Annotated in this window: 19 protein-coding genes; 13 read left to right on the forward strand and 6 right to left on the reverse strand. The window is 39.9% G+C overall.

Annotated elements, in window-relative coordinates:
* Positions 1–6: 6 nt before the first annotated feature.
* From PR683_RS08405 to PR683_RS08420, 4 genes are all read right to left on the reverse strand, one after another.
* A complete protein-coding gene (locus tag PR683_RS08405; protein ID WP_004907935.1) occupies positions 7–735 on the reverse strand; it encodes a fimbrial biogenesis chaperone in 729 nt (242 codons plus the stop codon).
* An 11-nt stretch (positions 736–746) separates the two neighbouring features.
* A complete protein-coding gene (locus PR683_RS08410) occupies positions 747–3242 on the reverse strand; it encodes a fimbria/pilus outer membrane usher protein (RefSeq protein WP_004907932.1) in 2496 nt (831 codons plus the stop codon).
* 77 nt (positions 3243–3319) lie between these two features.
* On the reverse strand, positions 3320–3877 hold the full coding sequence (locus PR683_RS08415) for a fimbrial protein (protein WP_004907930.1): 558 nt from the start codon (positions 3875–3877) through the stop codon (positions 3320–3322).
* 239 nt (positions 3878–4116) lie between these two features.
* Positions 4117–4353 (reverse strand): helix-turn-helix domain-containing protein, encoded by a 237-nt coding sequence (locus PR683_RS08420; protein ID WP_004907928.1) that lies wholly within the window; start codon positions 4351–4353, stop codon positions 4117–4119.
* A 1289-nt stretch (positions 4354–5642) separates the two neighbouring features.
* Here PR683_RS08420 and PR683_RS08425 point away from each other — a divergent pair.
* From PR683_RS08425 to PR683_RS08465, 9 genes are all read left to right on the forward strand, one after another.
* On the forward strand, positions 5643–6638 hold the full coding sequence (locus PR683_RS08425; RefSeq protein ID WP_042851748.1) for a nitrilase family protein: 996 nt from the start codon (positions 5643–5645) through the stop codon (positions 6636–6638).
* A gap of 81 nt (positions 6639–6719) precedes the next feature.
* Complete coding sequence (locus PR683_RS08430) at positions 6720–7625, forward strand: LysR family transcriptional regulator (protein WP_109912654.1); 906 nt, start codon at positions 6720–6722, stop codon at positions 7623–7625.
* 78 nt (positions 7626–7703) lie between these two features.
* Positions 7704–8702 (forward strand): 3-oxoacyl-[acyl-carrier-protein] synthase III C-terminal domain-containing protein, encoded by a 999-nt coding sequence (locus tag PR683_RS08435; protein ID WP_004907922.1) that lies wholly within the window; start codon positions 7704–7706, stop codon positions 8700–8702.
* Complete coding sequence (locus tag PR683_RS08440) at positions 8699–9706, forward strand: NAD-dependent epimerase/dehydratase family protein (RefSeq protein WP_115168003.1); 1008 nt, start codon at positions 8699–8701, stop codon at positions 9704–9706. Before PR683_RS08435 ends, PR683_RS08440 begins: the two co-directional genes overlap by 4 nt.
* Positions 9700–10503, forward strand: a complete 804-nt coding sequence (locus tag PR683_RS08445) for an MBL fold metallo-hydrolase (protein WP_004907913.1) — start codon at positions 9700–9702, stop codon at positions 10501–10503. Before PR683_RS08440 ends, PR683_RS08445 begins: the two co-directional genes overlap by 7 nt.
* Positions 10497–11777 (forward strand): F390 synthetase-related protein, encoded by a 1281-nt coding sequence (locus PR683_RS08450; protein ID WP_196719682.1) that lies wholly within the window; start codon positions 10497–10499, stop codon positions 11775–11777. Before PR683_RS08445 ends, PR683_RS08450 begins: the two co-directional genes overlap by 7 nt.
* Positions 11774–12388: a phosphatase PAP2 family protein gene (locus tag PR683_RS08455; protein ID WP_110731645.1), complete on the forward strand. Its 615-nt coding sequence runs from the start codon at positions 11774–11776 to the stop codon at positions 12386–12388. Before PR683_RS08450 ends, PR683_RS08455 begins: the two co-directional genes overlap by 4 nt.
* Positions 12381–13505: a sterol desaturase family protein gene (locus PR683_RS08460; RefSeq protein WP_109912659.1), complete on the forward strand. Its 1125-nt coding sequence runs from the start codon at positions 12381–12383 to the stop codon at positions 13503–13505. The genes PR683_RS08455 and PR683_RS08460 overlap by 8 nt, the downstream gene beginning before the upstream one ends.
* Positions 13495–14598 (forward strand): fatty acid desaturase family protein, encoded by a 1104-nt coding sequence (locus PR683_RS08465; protein WP_004907904.1) that lies wholly within the window; start codon positions 13495–13497, stop codon positions 14596–14598. Before PR683_RS08460 ends, PR683_RS08465 begins: the two co-directional genes overlap by 11 nt.
* A 34-nt stretch (positions 14599–14632) precedes the next feature.
* Here PR683_RS08465 and PR683_RS08470 read toward each other — a convergent pair whose 3' ends face one another.
* A complete protein-coding gene (locus PR683_RS08470) occupies positions 14633–15952 on the reverse strand; it encodes a polysaccharide deacetylase family protein (RefSeq protein ID WP_196719642.1) in 1320 nt (439 codons plus the stop codon).
* Between the two features lie 328 nt (positions 15953–16280).
* Between PR683_RS08470 and PR683_RS08475 the strand changes: the two genes are divergently transcribed.
* From PR683_RS08475 to PR683_RS08485, 3 genes are all read left to right on the forward strand, one after another.
* The gene (locus PR683_RS08475) at positions 16281–17393 is read left to right on the forward strand and encodes a mandelate racemase/muconate lactonizing enzyme family protein (protein ID WP_004907900.1); all 1113 of its coding nucleotides are present in this window, start codon (positions 16281–16283) and stop codon (positions 17391–17393) included.
* 249 nt (positions 17394–17642) lie between these two features.
* Positions 17643–18953, forward strand: coding sequence for an MFS transporter (locus PR683_RS08480; RefSeq protein WP_042851501.1), 1311 nt, complete (start codon positions 17643–17645; stop codon positions 18951–18953).
* Positions 18954–19118: 165 nt separating this feature from the next.
* Positions 19119–19853 (forward strand): Crp/Fnr family transcriptional regulator, encoded by a 735-nt coding sequence (locus PR683_RS08485; RefSeq protein ID WP_004907896.1) that lies wholly within the window; start codon positions 19119–19121, stop codon positions 19851–19853.
* Here PR683_RS08485 and exuR read toward each other — a convergent pair whose 3' ends face one another.
* Positions 19854–20615, reverse strand: coding sequence for a transcriptional regulator ExuR (gene exuR / locus PR683_RS08490; protein WP_004907894.1), 762 nt, complete (start codon positions 20613–20615; stop codon positions 19854–19856). It abuts the gene before it with no gap.
* Positions 20616–20852: 237 nt separating this feature from the next.
* Between exuR and PR683_RS08495 the strand changes: the two genes are divergently transcribed.
* Positions 20853–22346 carry a UxaA family hydrolase gene (locus PR683_RS08495; RefSeq protein ID WP_004907892.1) on the forward strand — a complete coding sequence of 498 codons (1494 nt, stop codon included), beginning with the start codon at positions 20853–20855 and terminating at the stop codon, positions 22344–22346.
* The last annotated feature ends 173 nt before the right edge of the window (positions 22347–22519 follow it).

Raw genomic sequence — 22519 nt, forward strand, 5'->3', positions numbered from 1 at the left:
AAAATCCTATTGGCTCTCTTTTGACAACTGGCAGGTTGATGCAGCGCATTGGTAAGTCAACATTTTCATACCACCGTAATCATCCATATACCCGGTATATAACTGATTAAAACTGCTTGATGGCACGGGGACACTTTCTTTAGAAAACGGGGCTATCATGACACTTTCAAAACCAGGAAAGTTTTTCTGGTTGGTATTACTCAGGTAACCAAGAGTCACGTAATATTTAGTTGGATTTTCAATTAATAATTGCCCACCTGTATGTGTATATTTCAGCTCTTTAGCCCATACTTTGTCGCTATTATTTTCGATTTGAGGTGGACGATAAAACATTTTTAGACGACTTTGAATCGCAATCTGGACAACATTTTCCTTATCTGCAACAGGGGGAATTTCGCGCACATTTAAATAGAACAGCGATTCTCTATCTTGTGGAAGAGCGTCAATTCCCTCCGTTTTAATAATTTTTATCTGGTTTTTAGCATTCGGTTCGACACGTTGCATTGGAGGTAAAACGGTAAAAGGTTCAGAAATCTTATTCCCTTTTTCGTCTTCCATCCAAGATTGAGCTAAGTAGGGCATTGTTTTACTTTGGTTGTTAATAACCAAACTCATTGATTTATCTTTGCCTGGAAAAATAATCCGTGTACGGTCGATATTAATCGCAGCAGACGCAACTTGCATGCCGACAAAAACTAATGAAAATCCTAAAGCTACTACATACTTTTTACTCATACATCATTCCTTTATTGGCAAGGGATCAGGACTTTACCCTGATTTTTTTCGGCAATATTAGGTAAATTCAAACTACATTGGTTTGCGCCAGCGGCCCATTTCACTATGTAGCTTTCTTCTGGAACCACACCCGTTAAATAAGCAACGCCACTATCTGCAATAATTCCGACTTCTCTTCCTGTGCCTACTTCAATCACACTGGTACCAAGCGGTGGATAATTTCCATTATTCAAACGGATAATTGCTAGAATACGTTTTCCTTGGTTCGCTTTTATTCTCTGATAACCAATTGAGCCCTCAGTCAATGTTTTACCAATAATGTTGTCATTGACATCCACATCATCAGGTAATGTATTCATATCAATGTAAACATCTGAATTAGAAAAACTATTTAAACTTGTCGCAACACCAATACCAAATCGGTTCGTGACAGATTCTCCATTATCAATAGAAATTCCTGCGACATTATCACTATCAATCATTACCCGAGGTTCGTTGTTAGTCCCGTTACGGTGCATGGCCGCACCGTATTTTGTTGCAGTCATGGAGCCATACCAACTACCGCCGACAGCGCGATATGAATTCACATTTTCTGTCGCATTAACATTTAACACGCCATAAGGCGATGAATATTGATAACTACCACTGATATTTGGCTCTGCACGCCCAAGTTTGTGCTGGTCACCGCCCACACGCATACTCCAGTAGTTGTTATTCTCATTTGCACTGTAATAACCCACTGACTGGCCAAAGCTATGGTCACTATCTGCATATTGGGCGTCATAACTCACTGAAGCCCCGTTTTCGAGTGGCACGGAGAAAGACAGATAAATTTGGTTATCATCCGTCTCTTCATATTTAATTTTATTAAGAGATAATGTGCCGGAAATATTTTTAATTTGCCCAATACTGAATAACTTACTAAAGCTCATCCCAAAGTTTGTTGTCGATTCGCTATTCCAAAATTGACGATGAGAGGCATTAAAATAAACCGTTAAATCCAATGGGCTAATGTATTGATTAAAAGACGCGGTATAGACGTTTTTGTCACGCCTAAAATCAAGCACACCATTAGCTGCATCAATGTATTGAGGCATTGTTAAGAATTCTTTTTCAGAAAACTTATAGCCTGCAAATGTCACCTGCGAATTGGTAGATTCAAAACGTTTAGAATAATTTAAACGGTAGCTGTTACCTGAATAAGAGCCAAAATTATCTAAATTTGCATGGGTACGAGTAATATCAAGGGAAATAGCACCAAACATATTCATGTTTTGCCCTATTCCCAAGTTCATCGCTTGATAATTGTTATTATCGACCGTGGCAATTAACCCGCCGAAAATTGATGTGTTACCAAATAAACCATAGGAGACTTCCCCGACAATAAATTTAGGGTCAATTTTCTGTGAGCGGCCAAATGGGTCAGATTGCCCCATGGTAAATTTATAAAGCAGCTGCCCCTGACGGGTTAAAAACGGCAACGATGCTGCTGTTACTTGATAAGTGGTTTTTGAACCGTCTTCTTCCTCAATAGTTACATCTAAAGTACCTTGTACTGCTTCAGTAATATCTTGAACATTAAATGGCCCGGGAGCGACTTTAACTTGCTTAATCACACGCCCATTCTGTGAAATAATCACCATCGCATTTGTTTTAGCGATACCCGTAACCTGAGGCGCATAACCACGTAGTGAAGGCGGAAGCATCCGATTATCACTAAAAATAGACGCCCCTATAAAGCGAAAACTATCAAATAAATCAGTCTTCAAATAAGACTCACCAAGTAAAACCTTTGCCCCCATTTGAGGTAAGGCACGAAAGGCATATAACTGAGTCCAATCAAACCGTTCATTCGTTTTACCTTGAGAACGATTATATTGATATTGATAGTCCGCACGGAAACGCCAGGCACCTAAGTTAACGCCAGCGGTACCGTTACTACTACCACTGAATGTTTCACTGTTATTTTTAGGCGCAGAATAATTAGCAAACAGGTTATAGTCGAGAAATGCTCCCATAATCCCATTTTCCCATTGGGAAGGTGGAACCCAATACGGATCATCGTATTCAAGCCAAGCTTGAGGAATAGAAAATAAGATATTTTGATTCGCTTTATCAAAGCGATAACTAATATCTAAATTTTTAGATAGTTCAACACACTGGCCATTATTATTTTGCAGAAGCTCTTCCTTTATCTTCTTTTTTAATGCAAAAATATTTACCATCTCTGGTGTAACACAGAGTGTTGAAGTATCTTTACTCTCTTCAATGAACTTAATTAAATACTGCCCTGATAGTTTTCTACCATTTAATGTAATATCCGTTAGATATTCGCCGGCAGGAATAAAGTCAGGGTTTGAAAATTGACTCAAATCAATATTATCTCTGTCCTTAGCATCAATAATATTCATATTAAATTCCACTGCATTTGATATTCCCGAAACGGAAAATGCCAACGCAATCGAAAATAATATTTTATTTATTTTAAACTGAGGCAATAGAGACATGATGTTCCCTGTCAAAAAATAAAAGCTAAGAAAGGAAAATAACAGGCAAATATATGCCTGTTATTTTAAATAAAAAATTACAGGTAGTTTAAAGCATAAGTTGCTTGAGAAATGATGCTACCAGTTTCAACTTTACTACCATTTGCTTCAACACGTGCACTGAATGCTAATTTATTTGGACCATCCGCTAATGGCAGCTCAACACTGGTGTCACCAACTTTCATTGTTGCACCATCAGCGTTGATTAAACGAACACCAACACCTTTAGAAGTACCAGTGTTTGCCAGTAATTCTTTAGCTGTAGTATCTGGAGTACCCGTGAAAGTTACTTTAACTTTGCTAACTGCAGGGAAGACAACTACATCGCTAGAATCTTTAACTTCACCTAAATCACAGTTTTCTAACTGGATATTGTATTGAACGCTTTGGCTATATTTGTTACCAGTTTCTAATACTTTATTTGCAACTTGGCCAAGGTCAACGTTAATTGTACCGTCACCTGGGATTGAGCAAGGTGCATTAATAACTTTACCAGTAAAATTGATGATACCACTTCCTTGATCTACAGGTGCTGCGTTTGCAATACCGAATGAAGAAGCGATAATTGTAGCTAATGCAATTTTAGTTAATTTCATTTATATTTTCCTATAAAAAGACGACATACGTACCAATCACCTAATAATCAATAAATTATTAAGTTGATATCTATTTGCTGAGAATTTAATGATAAAAAACATAAAGATTAGGTTTTTATTAAGAAAAATAAAAACGCTATATCTTTATTAGATTAGATGTTTTATTAATTTTAAAACATATTATTTATAATTATCTTATTAATTTCGATTTATAATTAGATTATTCTTAATATTTTAAATTAATTATTTTCTTTATTGATAAAAACATCATCGATAAAAAAACAAATCATTTCAGTTTCTAACGCATTAGCAAGCACGTGCAAATTTTCAATATTGATATTGCACTCACCTCTTTCATAGCGTGATATTTGTTGCTGACTTACACCAACAAGATTCGCTAATTCAATACCAGAAAGCCCTAAGTGCTTTCTTCTTTTTCTAATCTCTCTACCTACTATCCGATTTACATTTATCATCAACAATAGCCCAAAATAACCTAAAATATTAAATGGCTAAATTATATTACAGATCAAAACCTTTAACATAATGAACAGCACTGCTTATATAACCAAATCAAAGTAGAACAAACCAATTAAAACACGAAATTTGAGTTAATTATAGTTTTCAATATATAAAAGTAAAACTGTTTATAACGATCAATCGAATAAATTAAAGCCATTGAAACCTATCAATATTTCATTATTTTAGTTTTAATTATCTTATAGGATAAAAAACACATTATTCTTATTAGTTACTATTTTAATGAAAATGATTAAATATAACATAACAAATTGATTTTAAAGAAAAATAATTTATTACCATTAATAGTGGTAATAAACAAAAATATGGCGAGGATTTAATTTATAATATAACTAAGACATTTATCATAAATTTATTATGGTATTCATTGATTACTAAGTATTTTTATATACTTATTTTTTATATATTAATTTATTTTTTACATTTTTAATGTTTGCTTCAAAAAAACAACTGCCAATGGTTTTTTTATTTTTATTATTTATTTTAATTAAATTAACAGAGGTTTTTGCTTACTCGCAATAAGAGTTTAGAATATAAAAAATGGTGATTTTTTTTTAATGGCCACGATCTACTCATAAGTAAAACAAATTATCCGTAATAAGAGTAATATCAATATTGATAACCTTCAATAACCCACATATTGAGTAAAAACCAACAGTCTACAACAAAAATAACTCTTAAATAACAATGCGTTACATTTATTTCCAATTGTAACAAATCACAAAAGTATATTGCAAACTTATAGGATAAAAATGAAATATAACAAAAATAAAACATAATAATTATAGCTTCAGGCATAATAAAACGAGTAAAACAAGTGTTTTACCTCGCCTTTTCCCAAGAAAATAGTCAAAACGACAAGAAGGAGGCATATGAATATTGTATTTTGCTCATATAGCTTAGGTTAAATTTATGCTTTTAATTCGGAGAATAAGGACTACTTGCATACCTAATTCACTAAATAAGAGTATTTATTGAGGAATAATTAACCAATCACTCTTTAAATAAAGTAGATAATATAAGAATATCACGCTTAATGTGAGGTTTTATTTCGTATAATATAATGCAAATCTATCTTTTTACGTTAATTTACGTATAAAAAAACTATTTTTAAGTGTTCTTAAAGCTTTATTCAATAACTAACCGTTATTGAATAAGAAAATAACTCATTATTTTTTGTTTGAACAACATGGTTTGATCTCCTTAAACCAAGGAGATCAAAATGATGCCAACACAATCACAGCTTCGTGTTGCAACTGTACAGTTCCAACACCGCCCTAGCGACAAACCCTATAATTTAGAACGTATCCATGACTTTATTACTCAAGCTGCACAACAAAAAGTGAAAATACTGGTGTTACCTGAAATGTGTATCACTGGTTATTGGCACGTGCCGAAGCTACCAGATGACGCCGTTTATGCATTGAGTGAAACCTTGCACGATAGCCCATCATTAGCATTGATCCGCCAGCGTGCGATTGAATTAGACATGATTATTGGTGTTGGATTGATTGAAAAAGGGTTAGATGGCAAATGCTACAATACTTGGGTCGCTTGCATGCCAAATGGACAATACCATGCTCACCGTAAATTGCATGCGTTTGAGCACCCAACCATTCATAGTGGAGATAGTTACACGGTATTCGATACACCATGGGGGGTAAAAGTTGGTATTTTAATTTGTTGGGATAATAACTTAATTGAAAACCCACGCATAAACGCACTACTTGGCGCAGATATTATTCTTGCTCCCCACCAAACCGGTGGAACTCATTCGAGTAGCCCTTATGGAATGAAACCACTCAACCTTAGTCTCTGGGAAAATAGAAAACAGAACCCCCAAGCACTATTGGAGGCATGCCAAGGTGAAAATGGGCGAGGATGGCTAATGCGCTGGTTACCTTCAAGAGCTCACGATAATGGCGTTTTTTATCTGTTTAGTAATGGCGTTGGCCTAGATGATGATGAAATTCGCACAGGTAATGCAATGGTGATAGACCCCTATGGCCGAATTGTCAAAGAGAGTTTATTGGTTGAGGATGATGTGGTCATTGCAGATCTTGACCTTAGTTTGCTTCCAACCTCGAATGGGCGGCGTTGGCTTACAGGTAGAAGACCTGAATTATACCGCATTATGACTGAAACTCTGGGCTATGAAACCGATATTCGTAGTGTTCGCTTTGCGGAGCAGAATTCCCCTTATCATAAAGAAAAGCCATAATAGCTAAAGTCAATGACACGCCATAGCATTCATAATACAAATACTATGGCGTCTTCTACTATTAGGAACTGGCTAACCATCATGGATACTCGACTACTCCGCGCATTTATCGTTCTTGCAGAAACAAAAAATTATCGCGAAGCTTCATCACGTTTATATATTAGCCAGCCAGCCTTAACGAAACAAATTCAATTACTTGAAAAACAATTAGAGATGACTCTGTTTGAGCGTGGACGTCATGGCGCTGTATTGACTCCACACGGTAAAATACTATTTCCCTATGCACAGCAAGTGCTTGCTCACACTACTGAGCTTTTACGTCAATCCGCAATACTTCGAGAACAACCTCCTGTAAAACTAACTGTCGGATTTGGCATATCAACATTTCACGAAGCGTCCTTATTTGTTGCACGGCTGCGTGAAAAACTCCCTGATATTCCAATTCAGCTGGATGACATGCCTTCTCACGAAATGGAGAAACAGCTACAAACTCATGAATTGCATATTGCTTTTACTCGCCAATTTGCATTTAAAAACACAGATAGCTTAGTGAGCAAAGCATTAAAATTTGAAGTACTTGCTTTAGCCGTCGCACAAAAATCGGCGTCTCGATTATCAGTTAAGGAATATCTAACTCATTTTCCTTTATTATTGTTACGCGCAGAACGTGGCTCAAAGCTTCATCAACAAATTCAGCGCTACCTAAAATATGAAAGCTTATTAATTACGCCTTCTCAGGAAGCAAATGATATTCAAACATTAATTGCACTCGTCGCCGCTGAGGTTGGTGTGAGCCTCTTACCCTATAGTGCAAAAAATATCAGCTCAAAAGACATACGTTTTATTCCGATTCAACATTGTGAACATGCCCAATGGCGGATTGATGTGGTATGGCAGGCTTCATTACCTAAATTATGGCAAAACACCATCCATGAATTAATTGATGAAGTTTATGGAGCATTCTCAAGAGAGAGTGAATCAGAATAACTCCGTAATTCCTATATATTAAACATTTGAACTCTGATATTTATTATCATTATCATCGTAAGATAGGCACATATTGATATGTCTGGTAACCAGTCAATAACTCCCCTTAAAATTATCGCTTCTGGTGTGGCACTTCCTGAGCATAAAATTCTCTCGTCCATGTTGGATGAAAAGTTAAATAAATCAAAAGGGTTTGTCGAAAAGCATTCAGGTATCGAATATCGCTTCCATGCAAGTCATACCGATTCACAAGCCCTTTTAGCCGCCCAGGCGATTCAAAATGCATTGCAGGCGAACCATATCCCACCAAACAGTATTGATATGTTGATTAATGCCTCTGCTATCCCAGTGCAAGCGCTACCGTGTTCAGCAGCGCATATCCTTGAGCAATCGAATTTAAACCAAGGAATTGCCTGCTTTGATGTCAATTCAAGTTGTATCAGCTTTATCACTGCGTTACAGATTGCAGCGGGGCTATTAGCCACCAGCGCTTATCAACGCATTGTGATTGTTTCTGCGGATATCGCCTCGCGCGGTATTGACTGGCGGGATAAAGAGTCATCACTGATTTTTGGGGACGGTGCTGCTTGTGTTGTCGTGGAAAAAGGAGATGGAAATAGCGGAATTATTTCTTATACCCACACCACACATACTGCAGGCATTGATTTTTGTGAAATTCGCGCAGGTGGTACAAGATGCAATCCGCGCTCGGGTATGACCGATGATGACTTCCTGTTCCACATGCAAGGGAAAAAATTGTTTCGCCTCGCGTCTTCTTTGATTGAAGATTTTATGCAACAGGTTTTCAGTGAATCGGGTTTACAGCTTAAGCAAATTGGTACCGTGATCCCACACCAAGCGAGTCACCTTTCTTTAGAGCATATGCGCCAACGTGTCGGGGTAACAACGGAGCAATTAGTCGATATCTATAAACATCGAGGGAATCAGGTTGCGGCCTCCATCCCTTCTGCATTACATGAAGCCATTATTACAGAACGTTTCTATGAAAAACCCAGTGCCATGTTAATCGGTACTGCTGCTGGGTTAGCGCTGTGCGCCATGGTATTAGTGCCATGAAAATATTGGTAACAGGCGCAACAAGTGGCCTGGGACGCAATGCTAGTGAGTACTTACTTGAAAGAGGCATTGATGTGGTCGCTTGTGGGCGAAACCAACAAGCAGGAGAACAACTAAGTCAATTAGGTGCAACATTTATTGCTGTTGAATTAGCTGAACTCACCGTTGAAGAAGCGAAAATGCTCATGGCGGGTTGTGATGCTATTTGGCATTGCGCCGCCCTTTCTTCGCCTTGGGGAAAACGCCAAGATTTTGAAAAAACAAATGTTCACGCCACTCAAATATTGGCTATCGCAGCAGGGGAAGCAAAAATCTCACGCTTTATCCATATTTCCACCCCTGCCATTTATTTTAATTTCACCCACCAGCAAAATATTCATGAGTCCACGGTTAATAAACATTTCGCTAACCAATATGCCAGAACAAAGTATTTAGCCGAAACCATGATCGAGCAATGCGTTAGTCAATTTCCGGCAACTCGTTATACTATTTTGCGCCCTCGTGGCTTATTTGGTCCTCATGATCGTGTTTTGCTACCGCGTTTGCTCACCCAAATAAAATCACGCAAGGGAAAACTGGTGTTACCTAATGGGGGAAATAACCATTTTGACCTCACCTATGTGGGAAATGTGGTTCACAGCATGCAGCTGGCGACGTTCAAAGAAACACTCCCTAACGGAGCCATTTACAATATTACCAACCAACAGCCACAAGCACTAAAAAAGACATTAAATCAATTGTTTAATGAACTTAATTTAGAGTGCGAAATTCGTTCAGCCCCTTACCCTTTGCTGTATGCTATTGCCAGTCTATTAGAAGTCATTGGCCGTTTAACGGGAAAAGAGCCATTACTCACACGCTATAGCCTCGGTGCAGCCTATTTCACCATGACATTAGATAACCAAAAGGCACAGCAAGAGCTGGGCTACTATCCTTTATATAGTATGCAACAAGGTGTTCATTTGACCGCAAAATGGCTGAAAAAACAGGAGAACCCATGCTAACTATTCATCAATATGAAGTGGGTTATTGCACACATCCGGGCTGTGTCGCGTTAAAAGGCGCCAGTTTTAAATCTTGTAAATTTCCAGCAAGGGCATGGCTGATAGAGGATGAACACCAGCGTTGGCTGTTTGATACCGGGTATGCCACTCATTTTTATGATCATACGCGCCATGGCATTATGCGGCTATATCGAGCAGTCACTCCAGTGTATTTCGAAAGCAAAGATGCCCTTGTCAATCAATTGGCTAATGATGGCCTAAAACCTAATGATATCAATGGTGTGATTTTATCTCATTTCCATGGTGACCATATCGCGGGGCTACGTGACTTCCCTAATATCCCCATTATTTGTTCAGGAGATGGCTGGGCTAAAACACGCCCTTTGACTGGGTTTGCTGCATTGAAAAATGCCTTTGTCAGTGGACTATTACCAGATGACTTCGAACAACGCACTGTATTTTATGAAGGTTTCCCCAAGGTGGCGCTACCAAATGAATTGCAAATTTTAGGCGAAGGCTATGCAGTTAATCAGCAGAAGACGTTATTGATTGTGCCGCTCCCTGGGCATGCCGCAGGGCATATTGGTTTGTGTGTACTAACTGACTCAGGCTGGATATTGCTCGCAGGTGATGCAGCTTGGTCACCCACTAATTACCGCGAATTGCGTGGCCCCATGGCAATTGCCAATATTATTATGGATGATAAGCAGGCTTATTATGAAACACTGAATAAATTACATGAAATTGATAAGCGCAATGTGGTTATCCAACTGTGCCACGAAGGGGATTTATTGTGATCCTCTCGATGCTTTGGCATTACTGGCGAGCTCGTCATTTGACGTTTCGTAACCGTGGTGAACTGGAAGCTTATCAACAAAAACGTTTAGCGCATTTTAAACGCAAAGTATTAGCGAAAAGCCCCTATTTTCAGCGGTATATCAATCAGCCATTATCTAATTTCCCCATAATGAATAAACAAATCATGATGGATAATTTTGATGAGATGAATACCGCCGGGCTGTTAAGCCAAACACTTCTAGAATGTGCGCAAAAAAGTGAACAATCTCGGGATTTTGCCCCTAAAGTGGGGCGCTACAGTGTCGGGCTATCCTCTGGAACTTCGGGCCGTCGAGGCCTTTTCGTTGTCAGCCCAGAAGAACAAAATGTCTGGTCTGGCAGTATGTTAGCTAAAATGTTACCCCAAGGCCTGTTTAATGGTGAGCGTGTTGCTCTGTTTTTACGCGCCAATAATAACCTGTATGAAAGTGTCAATAACCGTTGGATTTCACTGCGGTTTTATGACCTTTTCGCGGATTTTGATCTGCAACTTAGCGCTCTTGAACAATATCAGCCTTCGATTATCGTTGCGCCAGCCCAAGTGTTATGTACGATTGCTGACGCCATCAACCAGCAGAAAATTCAATTAAATGTACAAAAAGTAATTTCCGTCGCTGAAGTACTAGAACCTCATGACAAACAAAAATTACAGGGTTGTTTTTCCCATGTAGGGGAAGTCTACCAAGCAACGGAAGGGTTTTTAGGCTGCACTTGTTCTCATGGTACTATGCATTTAAATGAAGCTTTTGTGCATATTGAGCCTAATTGGCTTGATAATGACCGTTTTTCACCCATTATCACGGACTTTACGCGCAAAACACAGCCTATCATACGTTATCAATTCGATGATGTTTTAGTGGTGAAAAATACACCTTGCCCTTGTGGCTCTCCTGAAATGGCGATTGAACGTATTGAGGGTCGCTGTGATGATTTGCTTCAACTTCCGGGCTATAACGGCAAAATGGTGACTATTTTTGCAGATCCCTGTGCGCGGGTGATTGTGAATCACTTGCCTGTTACTGCTGACTTTCGCTTAACCCAGCAAGGCAACGCATTATATTTACAGGCTGAATGTTCTCCTACAGAGCTATCTCTCTGCCAGCAACAGCTAACACGCTATTTTACAAACCAACATGTTGATATTTCTCAATTAGATTGGCAATTATCCACTGCCACTATTACACAAACACTCTCCGTTAAAAAGCGACGTATAACCCGTAAGGAAGCGAAATGAATAGCAGAGAATTATTCACTCGCTTTATCTATTGCCTACTCGGTTGGGGAACCGTTGGCATTGTTTATCAATATACCGGGCAAGTGACTGGGCAAGCTCATGTTTTATCACCCAGTGAGCTGGATAATGCCGTCCCATTTTCACCCGATGCCATCTGGCTTTATCTCTCCTTTTTTCTGTTTATCCCACTTGGGTATTTTCTCAGCCCTCTAAAAAAAGCTTACTCACTCATGTATGCCATGCAGCTCTGTGCGCTGGTTTCTGGGGCGGTCTATTTGTGGTACCCCACGACTATGCTGTACCACGACTACGATTTATTGGCCTTATCTGGGCAGGCTTTGTCTGCTTTGATTAATATTGATAGCCCACAAAATTTATTACCTTCTCTACATGTCTCATTGACTCTCATCGTGCTCAATGCATTATGGTCAACACAACAAAAATTTCGCACGGTTTTAGCCGTTATTTGGGCGATTGCTATTTGTACCTCGGTATTGGTGCTAAAGCGCCATTTAGTTATTGATGTGGTTACTGGTGCACTCACCGCTTGTGGTGCATTACTGATTGTTCACACAGCGAAATTTGTCTTAAAGAGAAACACTGATGAATGAATTAACCTTTCCGATTGTTTTCATGTTAGCGGTCGTGGTCGCAGAAGGTTTAGTGATCGCCAAAACGCAAAAAGGAACCGTTAGCTGGCAAGAATTGGTGTTCAACCTGAACTCTGGCCATATTATGTTGTGGTTATTTAGAGGGTTAGAAATTTTTTGTTACGGCTTTGTCGTGACCCACTACTCATTCAACCTCGTTGAAAACTGGCCAACCGCACTGGTGTGGGTGTTTGCGATTTTTGCTTGGGACTTTGGTTTTTACTGGCTACACCGCTTGCACCATACCTACCGTGTTCTATGGGCCGTTCATGTGGTTCATCACCAAGGGGAGCACTATAACCTATCATTAGGAGTGCGTAATTCGTGGTATTCATCACTGACATCAATCCCATTCTTTATGCTACTGGCACTAATGGGGATTCCCTTAGAGGTGTTTATCACCGTTTCAATATTGCACTATACTATTCAATTCTTTAACCACAGTGCGCTGATCCCGCGTTTGGGTTGGTTGGAGAAATTTATGGTAACGCCACAGCACCATAGAGTTCACCATGTGAAAGAAGGGCATTATTCCAATCGTAATTTCGGGGGCAGTTTTATTTTTTGGGACAAACTGTTTGGCACATTTTCCAAGTTACCTGAAACTGAACATCATTTTGGTATCAAAGGCGCTCCCGCTTCTGAAAACCCGTTTATTGACAGCAACTTACCTTTTTGGCGTATCATTAAACGCCGTAGCCAACCCAAAGCAAAACCCGCACCATTATTTCGCGTAAACCAAATCGCATTAGTAATGGGAACACTTCTCCTATTTAGCTTGGTTATTGGTTACGTCTATATTTATGGTTATGGTTATCAAGGTACAACCCAACAGCAAGTGGTTTTATTTATCTTATTAGCCTTAGGTACCGTAGCTCTATCGGGTATTTCAGATGGACGTAAAATTGGCCTGATGAGCTGGTTTTTCATCGCTTGCTTGCTACTAATTTGTATTTTATTTATTTGGCAATGGACAACCCCGTTTTGGGTTATTTTTACCAGTGCACTATGGCTGCATAGTTTGTTAATGTTACTTGGTATAGGCCGAAAACCCATACAGGTGCGAGATGTTCCCTGAGCCGCTAAGGCCACTAGGCTACCAACACCGCCATGACCAAGCGTTCCAAAAAGCATTGAACATGGCCGCTAAACACTATTTACAACAGCGTGCTGATCATCGGTTCGCTGACTTACGTTTTTATTTAAAAAGTCTAGTTTTAATTTTGTGCTGCCTAGGCAGTTACGGCATAGCATTATGCGCTAACACGTCTTGGGCATTTTTTATTTTTTACCCTCTGTTTATCTGTTTCGCATTATTATTAGCCATTAATCTCGTTCACGATGCTTCCCATAATGCAATTTTCAAGCAGGCCAAAGCCAACTATTGGCTCAATTTTTGGGTCACTATTCCGTTGGGCTTAGATCCTGAATGCTGGCGCGTCAGGCATATTATTTTTCACCACGCTCACACCAATATTCGCCATTATGATTTAGATATCGAAGAAAATTTTGTCTTACGGCAAACGCCTTATCAGCGCTGGTACCCGTTTATGCGAGCTCAGCATCTGTATTGGCCATTAATTGCCGCAATGACTTTCCCTGCACTCATTTGGTTCTTTGATTGGATGGATAGATTTCATTTGACGCGCGTCGCCCCTCATATGCGCCATCAAGGCCGTCGTGGTATTGGAGCATTTTTATTGGCTAAGTTACTGCATTTGATTGTGGCGATAGTCATACCCGCTTTTGTTATCACTGATATCAGTTTAGCGACCTTGCTACTCACTTACTTATTTAGCCAAATGTTAGCCTCTCTTATATTTGTTGTATTGATACTTGGCACCCATTGGGCGAAAGCGACTTTTTATACGCCCCCCAAAGAAGGCAATATGCCGCATGGTTTTTATACTCACACTTTTTCAACCACTTATGATTGGCAAACTACACCTCGTTGGTTAACTTATTGGTTAGGTGGATTAAACTTACATCTTACACACCATTTATTTCCCAATTGGAACCACCGCCATTACCCTGCCCTTGCTAAAATCATTGAGCAAACTGCCAAGCAGTTTTCGATGGATTATCATTGTATTAGCGCGAAAGAATTGTTTATTTACCAACAGAAGTTTTTAAAAGAAATGGGAAAGGGTAAGCAAGCGGATGAGCACTGAGCCAAACACCCCAGTGCTTACTTCGCTATATTGATTATCTATCGATAATAATATTTTGATTTATGACGCTTTTTTCACTATTTCCAACCATCTGAGCAAATTTCTCTAATGGGTCAGTCCGAAAAGCATACAAACGTTTGAGGGCAAATGGGTTATCCCCTAATTTGACTTTTCCTTGAATGGTTGTCAGTGCTAAATGTAAGCCAGCTTTCCCCCCCGCGTCCATCGCTGCGGAGTTATATCCACCAAAAGGATAGGCTAAATAGCGTTGTTCCGGTTCGAAGCGACTCAAAATTTTCATCGACCGTTTAAAGTCCAACATAATGGTATGTTCTTTCCGGCTAAATAAAATTGGTGAGTTATGGTTATCTAAACGATGCAAAAAGTGAGTATGAGATTGGATGTTAAAAACGTCTCGGCTATCTTTAATTTCTTGCTTACTCATAAATTGTAAGCCATCCGCTGACCATTTTTGTGGCTGCGTTTTAATCCGGGAAGAAATAATAAACAGCGTTGCTTGCTGGCGGTTATGCCTTAAAATCGGTAATGCATAGCGATAAACTGACTTTAAACCGTCGTCAAATGTCAACACAACAGCCTTACCCGGTAGATTTGCAGATTTATTTAAATAATCTTCCACATCAGCAAGCGAAAGGGCTTGGTAGCCCGCTTGTTTTAAATAATTCATTTGTTCGCGAAATGCTTCCACCGATGTCGTGGTGGATGTTTCACGAAAATGCTTATTTTCATTGTCTTTGAGAATATGGTGATAAGTTAAAATCGGAATGCCTTTATCCAACGAAACATCATCTAAACGCACATAGCCTAGCCTATCCCCAATACGAATGGTTAACCATGCCGTTTTTTCACCTGTTTTATCCGTTTTAATCATTCGCGCTAACACAGGATAACGCAGGTTTTCCCATAAAGAGGCTATTTGCTTACGATTACTTTGAGTTGAGTTGTATACCGCTGTTTTTTGGTGTGTGACTAAATAATCATAAATGGGATTTTGTAAGTCATTTAGCCTATCTACTTCAGGTACATAGCGTGGCTTTTTATTAGAAAATGATATCGTTTTCACAAATGCGTAGTCATTGCCAAACTGCATCGCACAATAATCCCCTGAGGGAGAATAAGCGTAAAACCCGTGTTCTGCGTTCAGTTCTGCGACAGCGCGCATTTCTCCAGCAATCATCGCAAAAATAATTTCAGGCTGTTTTGTTTGAATTAGCTTGGGGGGGATGTCTGCCAACTGCCAATCATCTGTATCATTGACGATTTCAGAAGCCATAGATTGAGAGAAATAATTCGTAAATAAAATACACAGTAATAAAAGTAATCGTTTAGACATTTTTCATCCGCTATAACGCTGGGTTTCCGCAATTATTCTAAACCTACTCTAGATTGAACCCCATACCCCAATAAAAATTTTTATTGTCCCACTCTCATTATTATCACGAAAAATAATACTTAAAATGTATGGTTGTTATCTTAACCCCTTAAGTTGTTATACCAATTTAGATATTCCATCGTGATCTATCATACAAAATAAAGAGATCTAGCTCATATTTATCAGTAAAAGGCGCCATCAAGGCACAATCTGTAAATCATTTGACAGTTTAATCCATTTCCCACTGCTAGATTGGCATTCAACCACCTTACAACACCTGGGAACAACAATGAAAATAAAAGAAATTAGTACTTTTATCATGCACGTACCTGTCACTAATGACCTAATTGGTGACTCAACTCACAGTATTACCCATTGGGGAATGCCGGGTGTCATGATCAAAACAGAATGTGGGTTAGTCGGCTATGGCCACACCGGAACACACGCCGATATCACTACCGACCGGTTAATCACCACCATTATTGAAGATGTTTTCGGTCCAATGTTACTCGGTGAAGACCCAACAGAAGTACGTTATTTGCATCGAAAACTCACTCGCAGCTCAACCAATATTTGGGTTGGTCGCGGTGGTTTAATGCAAATGGCAATTTCTGCCATCGACATCGCCCTTTGGGATCTCAAAGCTAAAGCCGCAGATCAGCCGTTATGGCAACTGTTTGGCGGTTCAAAACACAATAAAGTTAACGCCTATAACACCGACTGCGGTTGGTTAGTGCGTAGCCAAGAAGACTTAGTCGATGATTGTAAAAAAATGATCTTCGAAGAAGGCTTCAAAGCAATAAAAATGAAGATTGGCAAACCAGACCCACGCGAAGATCTACAACGTATTGAAGCGGTTCGCCACGCAATTGGCGATGATATCGACTTAATGGTAGATGCGAATGGTAAGTGGGATATCAGTATAGCCAAGCAATATGGCCACCGTTTAAATGATTTTAATATTAAGTGGTTTGAAGAGCCGTTGTGGCATGATGATGTCGCCAGCCATAAACAACTTGCCGCTTATATGGACACACCTATCGCATTAGGTGAATTACTTTATCACAATGATTCGTTTAAGGAATTTGTCTTGGCAGGTGCCGTTGATTACTTACAACCTGACGCCACACGCTGTGGTGGTTTAACAGCAGTATGGGAAATTGCTGATTTAGGTATGGCCTTTAATTTACCGGTGACACCACACCATGGCGATATGATGCAGGCACAATTGCATCTGGTCATGGCGCATCCAGCCTGCTCTTTACTAGAATTCATTCCTTGGACACTGGACTGCTTTGTTGACCCGGTCGAAGTTATTGATGGTGTTTATACCACACCAACCGCGCCTGGGGCAGGTACAACGTTAAAACCTGAAGCATTAGCTAAATTTAACGTGAAATAATGATCATTCCCTTTTTCAATATTTCATTTCTAACAACATGAAAAAGGGAAATTAATAACAAGAATTATTCATTTTAAATTACTTATTTACACTCTAAATAATTCATGATGCGGTCAACAACACTGCAACTTGAAGTATGGCGAGTATTTTAGCTCTATACTCTACTCTGCTGGTTATTCAGCGGCGGGCTAAACACATAATAAAAATGAATAGATAACATTACTATCTTACAAAAAACTGGGGTGAACCATGTCCACCAATACGGATCATTTATCATCGGCTACCAGCAAAGCAATACGAAAAATAATACCAATGGTGGTATTAATGTTCATATTGGCTTATTTAGACCGTTCTAATATTGGTTTCGCAAAACAAGAGTTTCAGTTAACGACTGGGTTAAGTGACGCTGCATACGCATTTGGCGCAGGGATCTTTTTTATCGGCTACGCACTGTTTGAAGTGCCAAGTAATATTCTACTGTACCGCATTGGTGCTCGAGTATGGCTATCGCGCATTATGGTCACATGGGGGCTAGTCTCTGCCGCCATGATGTTTGCCCATGATGAAACCACCTTTATTGTGCTGCGCTTCTTGCTTGGTGTCAGTGAAGCTGGCTTCTTTCCGGGGGTTATTTTGTATTTAACCTTCTGGTTCCCACAAAATATCCGGGCACGGGTGACAGGCTACTTCTTATTTGGTGCACCACTGGCATTTATCATTGGGGGCCCATTATCAGGCTCACTCCTGTCACTAGAAGGAACTTCATTTGCCTTCGGTTTATACGGCTGGCAGTTAATGTTTGTCGTAGAAGGCTTATTGGCATCTATTGTCGGGATTTGGGTATTCTTTTACCTTGATGACCGCCCAGAAAAAGCCAAATGGCTGACGGCTGAGGAAAAAAATGCACTTTCCGCTAAATTAGCTTTGGAAGAAGACGCCAAAGCAGGTCATAGCCCGAAAGGTGCCCTGAGAGCATTATTAGATATGCGTGTTCTCTACCTGTGTCTGATTTGGTTTACCGTTCAAGTCTGTGGTTACGGTATTTATTTCTTCTTACCAACCCAAATTGGTACATTATTAGGCAGTAAAGTCGGCATACTAGTAGGCTTTGTCACCGCCATACCACCACTGTGTGCAGCCATTGCAGTTTACTACGTTCCTCGTATTTCAGAACGTCTAAAAGAACGCCGTAAAGTTGCTGCCATTACCTTTATGTTAGGGGCTGCTGGGATCGCTGTTTCTGGTTTATTCGATAGCATTCCAGTTATTGCCATTATTGCGTTATGTGTCGCAGCAGCAGGCCACTTAGCCATGCAACCTCTGTATTGGAGCTTCCCATCTGCATACTTAGGCGGTACCGCTGCGGCATCAGGAATCGCCCTGATTAACTCTGTGGGTAACTTAGGTGGCTTTGTGGCACCAAACTTAAGAGTGTGGGCAGAAACCACCTTTGAGTCTGCCCGTGCAGGGCTCTATTTTATCGCTTTAGTCGCCTTTATCGGTGGTCTGTTGATTCTGACATTAAGAAGATTAGGTATTGAAAAACGATTTGAAGATTAATTAATGATCTTTTGAATCCATCCCGAGCCGCAATAAATGGCTCGGGTTTTCTATTACTCTATTTCTTATTTGTGAGGTTTATTCGAATATTACGGCGGTTCATGATTGAACATAACCCTACCAAATGTCATGATAAAATCAGCTAATCATGCAGGGAGCATTCAGATGAACATTGCGGTACAAAACAGTCAATTAGTTCTAACGCATGAAAGTATTCTTGAAATATTAAAAACAAATAGTTGGTTTAGTAACTTACCCGATTATTTAATTTCCATCTTAATGACATGCGCCACATTACGCTTCTATCCTGATGGTGAAATGGTTCACTATCAAGGTGACCCTGCACGTGGTTTATATGCGGTGATTCAAGGCTCAGTAAAAGTGAGTTCGATATCCTCAGATGGCCGTGAATGTGTATTTCGCTATCTTTCACCTGGCAATTGGTTTGGCGAAATTGCCATGCTAGATAAGTCAGCGCGCACCCATGATGCTAAAGCAATCAGCCCAACCATTTTACTGACGATATCACCGAAAGATTTAGCCATGATCTTGGAAAAGCACCCCGTTTTTTACCAATTTCTGAATATTTTGCTCTGCAAAGTGATTCGTAACGCCTTTACTATTATCAATGACAGCGCCTTATTGTCTGTTTCCGCCCGGCTGGCCAAGCGCTTATTGAGCTTAGCGGAAGGTTATGGTGAACCTCATGAAAAGGGGATTCAATTGAGCCTATATCTGACACAAGATGATTTGGCGACCATCATTAATACCACACGGCAAACTATCAATAAGCGTTTAGTTGCATGGGAAAAACTCGGTTGGATTGATGCAAAATACGGGAAAATTATTTTAGTTAATCTCCCCGCGCTGAAGCAGATCTCTGAGGATGATGAAGAATAACTAGCTGTTATCATCCATCGTTGGGCTATCTGCGAAGAAGTAGCGATCCATAGTGAATTCAAAGTCATCACTGGTCGCATTGAACAACATTTTTTTGGTATTTTCCAAATGTTGCCACATGGCTTGCCGCGCCCCTTTCGGGTCTCGACGCGCTAACGCCTGTAAAATTTGGTCGTGCTCATCACACCAGCTCTCAATCGAACGGTTATCAATATGCTCATGAAGCTTGAGCCAGTAAGGATTACGTAAGCGTTGGCTCCACATTTGCTCAACAATTACCACCATCGCACTGTTATGGGTCGACGCGGCAATTTGCATGTGAAAGGCAAGATCCCATGTTGAGTCGCGAAAACGATCCTCTTTACGAGCATGCTTTTGAATATCAACCAATTTTAAAATATCTTCTTTCGTGGCTTGGCTTGCGGCAAATTCGGCGATGTGGCTTTCAATCAGTTGCCTTGCTTGTAATAGCTCAAATGGCCCACAACGACTAAATTCTAATCCGGTTTCTGTATTGACTGAGTTATTAGACCGATTACTGATGACGTGTATGCCAGATCCTTTGCGTACATCCACATATCCTTCCACTTCTAACATAATGATAGCTTCGCGGATCACCGTACGGCTCACCTTCATTTCATCAGCAAGTAACCGTTCTGCAGGCAATTTAGTGCCAATTGGGTATTCATCATTTTCGATGCGTTCTTTGACCAAAGCCGCAACTTGTTGGTATAGGCGCGGTTCACTCTCTTGTGAGCTCATTATTTTCTCCTTTCATATAACAACCCGACTCATTGGCCACTAATGCCTCACAGTATAACGAAATTTTATGGTGATGGGTGAAATAGAAGTGCTCCCATAAATAAATCACAATAAATTGGTATAACACCTTTAAAAGTTATAAACCGGATCGTATAATGTTTGAAATTTAGACAACCCAAAAATCGACACTAAGTGGCCGATCGCACTGAATCCGATTTTCAACCCAGAGAATGCAATATGATAAAAGATATAATAAAAATACATCCGAATGACAATGTCGCCATTACCTTAATCGATAGACTCTCGGGTGATACTGTCAGCGTTGATGGCCAATCCGTGACATTAAAGCAGGACATCGGTCGCGGCCATAAAATTGCCCTAGATACGATTGAAGCGGGTGAAAATGTCATGAAGTATGGTGCGCCTATCGGCCACGCAACAACGAAAATAACCGTTGGCGAGCATATTCATACACATAATACAGCGACTAATTTAAGTGCCTTAAATGAATATGAATACCACCCTGAACACAACATAATTACCGCTACACGGCCGGATCCAGATGTGCAAATCTATCGTCGAGCAAACGGTGATGTCGCGATCCGCAATGAAATTTGGGTGATCCCAACCGTTGGCTGCGTGAATGCACTCGCTAGAAAAATGATCGAGCGCTTTAATAAACAACATCATGGTGCTTCTGATATTGATGGCGTTTATCTGTATAACCATACTTTAGGATGTTCCCAGCTCGGTGATGACCATTTAACAACGCGTACTATTTTACAAGATATGGTTAAGCACCCTAACGCAGGTGGTGTTCTAGTCATTGGTTTAGGCTGTGAAAACAATCAAGTAGCCGCCTTTAAAGAAACATTAGGTGACTATGATGATGAACGTGTAAAATTCATGGTATGCCAACAATTAGATGATGAAATTGAAGCCGGTGTCGAGCACCTTAATACGCTTTATCAATTCGTACAGCAGGACAAACGTGAAGCAGGCAAACTGAGTGAAGTGAAATTTGGCCTTGAATGTGGTGGATCTGATGGGCTTTCAGGCATCACCGCTAACCCACTGTTGGGCTGTTTTTCTGATTTTTTAGTCAGCCATAACGGAACCACGGTGTTAACGGAAGTCCCTGAAATGTTTGGCGCGGAACAAATTCTAATGAACCACTGCCATGATGAACCGACGTTTGAGAAAACGGTCAATATGATCAATGACTTCAAACAATATTTTATTGCCCATGACCAGCCAATTTATGAAAACCCATCTCCAGGGAATAAAGCAGGCGGTATTTCGACACTCGAAGAAAAATCCCTCGGCTGCACACAAAAAGCAGGCACTAGCCAAGTAATGGATGTTTTAAAATACGGAGAGCGCCTGACAACCCCAGGGTTCAACTTGTTAAGTGCACCGGGTAATGATGCCATTGCGACCAGTGCCTTAGGTGCAGCAGGCTGTCATATGGTGTTATTTACAACCGGTCGCGGTACACCATACGGTGGCTTTGTTCCCACCATGAAAATTGCGACTAATAATGAGTTAGCCGCCAAAAAACCCCATTGGATTGACTTCAATGCGGGCGCCCTATTAACAGGAAAATCTATGGATCAGTTATTAGATGACTTCATTCAGCTTGTTGTGAAAACCGTTAATGGTGAGCACACCAAAAATGAAATCAATGACTTTCGTGAATTAGCAATTTTCAAAATGGGCGTCACACTTTAAAAACAAACTATTCCCTATTGCTTAGGCCATCGTTAAGCAATAGGGATATAACTAACTACTTATATTTATTAATTTTCCCTACAGACCTGACTTTCTATCCTGAGCCATAAATTCATTTATCGTGACATGAACCCAATAAAGAAAAGTCACCATTTCCCTATTTTTAGGATATG

The organism is Providencia sp. PROV269, from assembly GCF_028477785.1.
Taxonomy (GTDB): Bacteria; Pseudomonadota; Gammaproteobacteria; order Enterobacterales; family Enterobacteriaceae; genus Providencia; species Providencia rettgeri.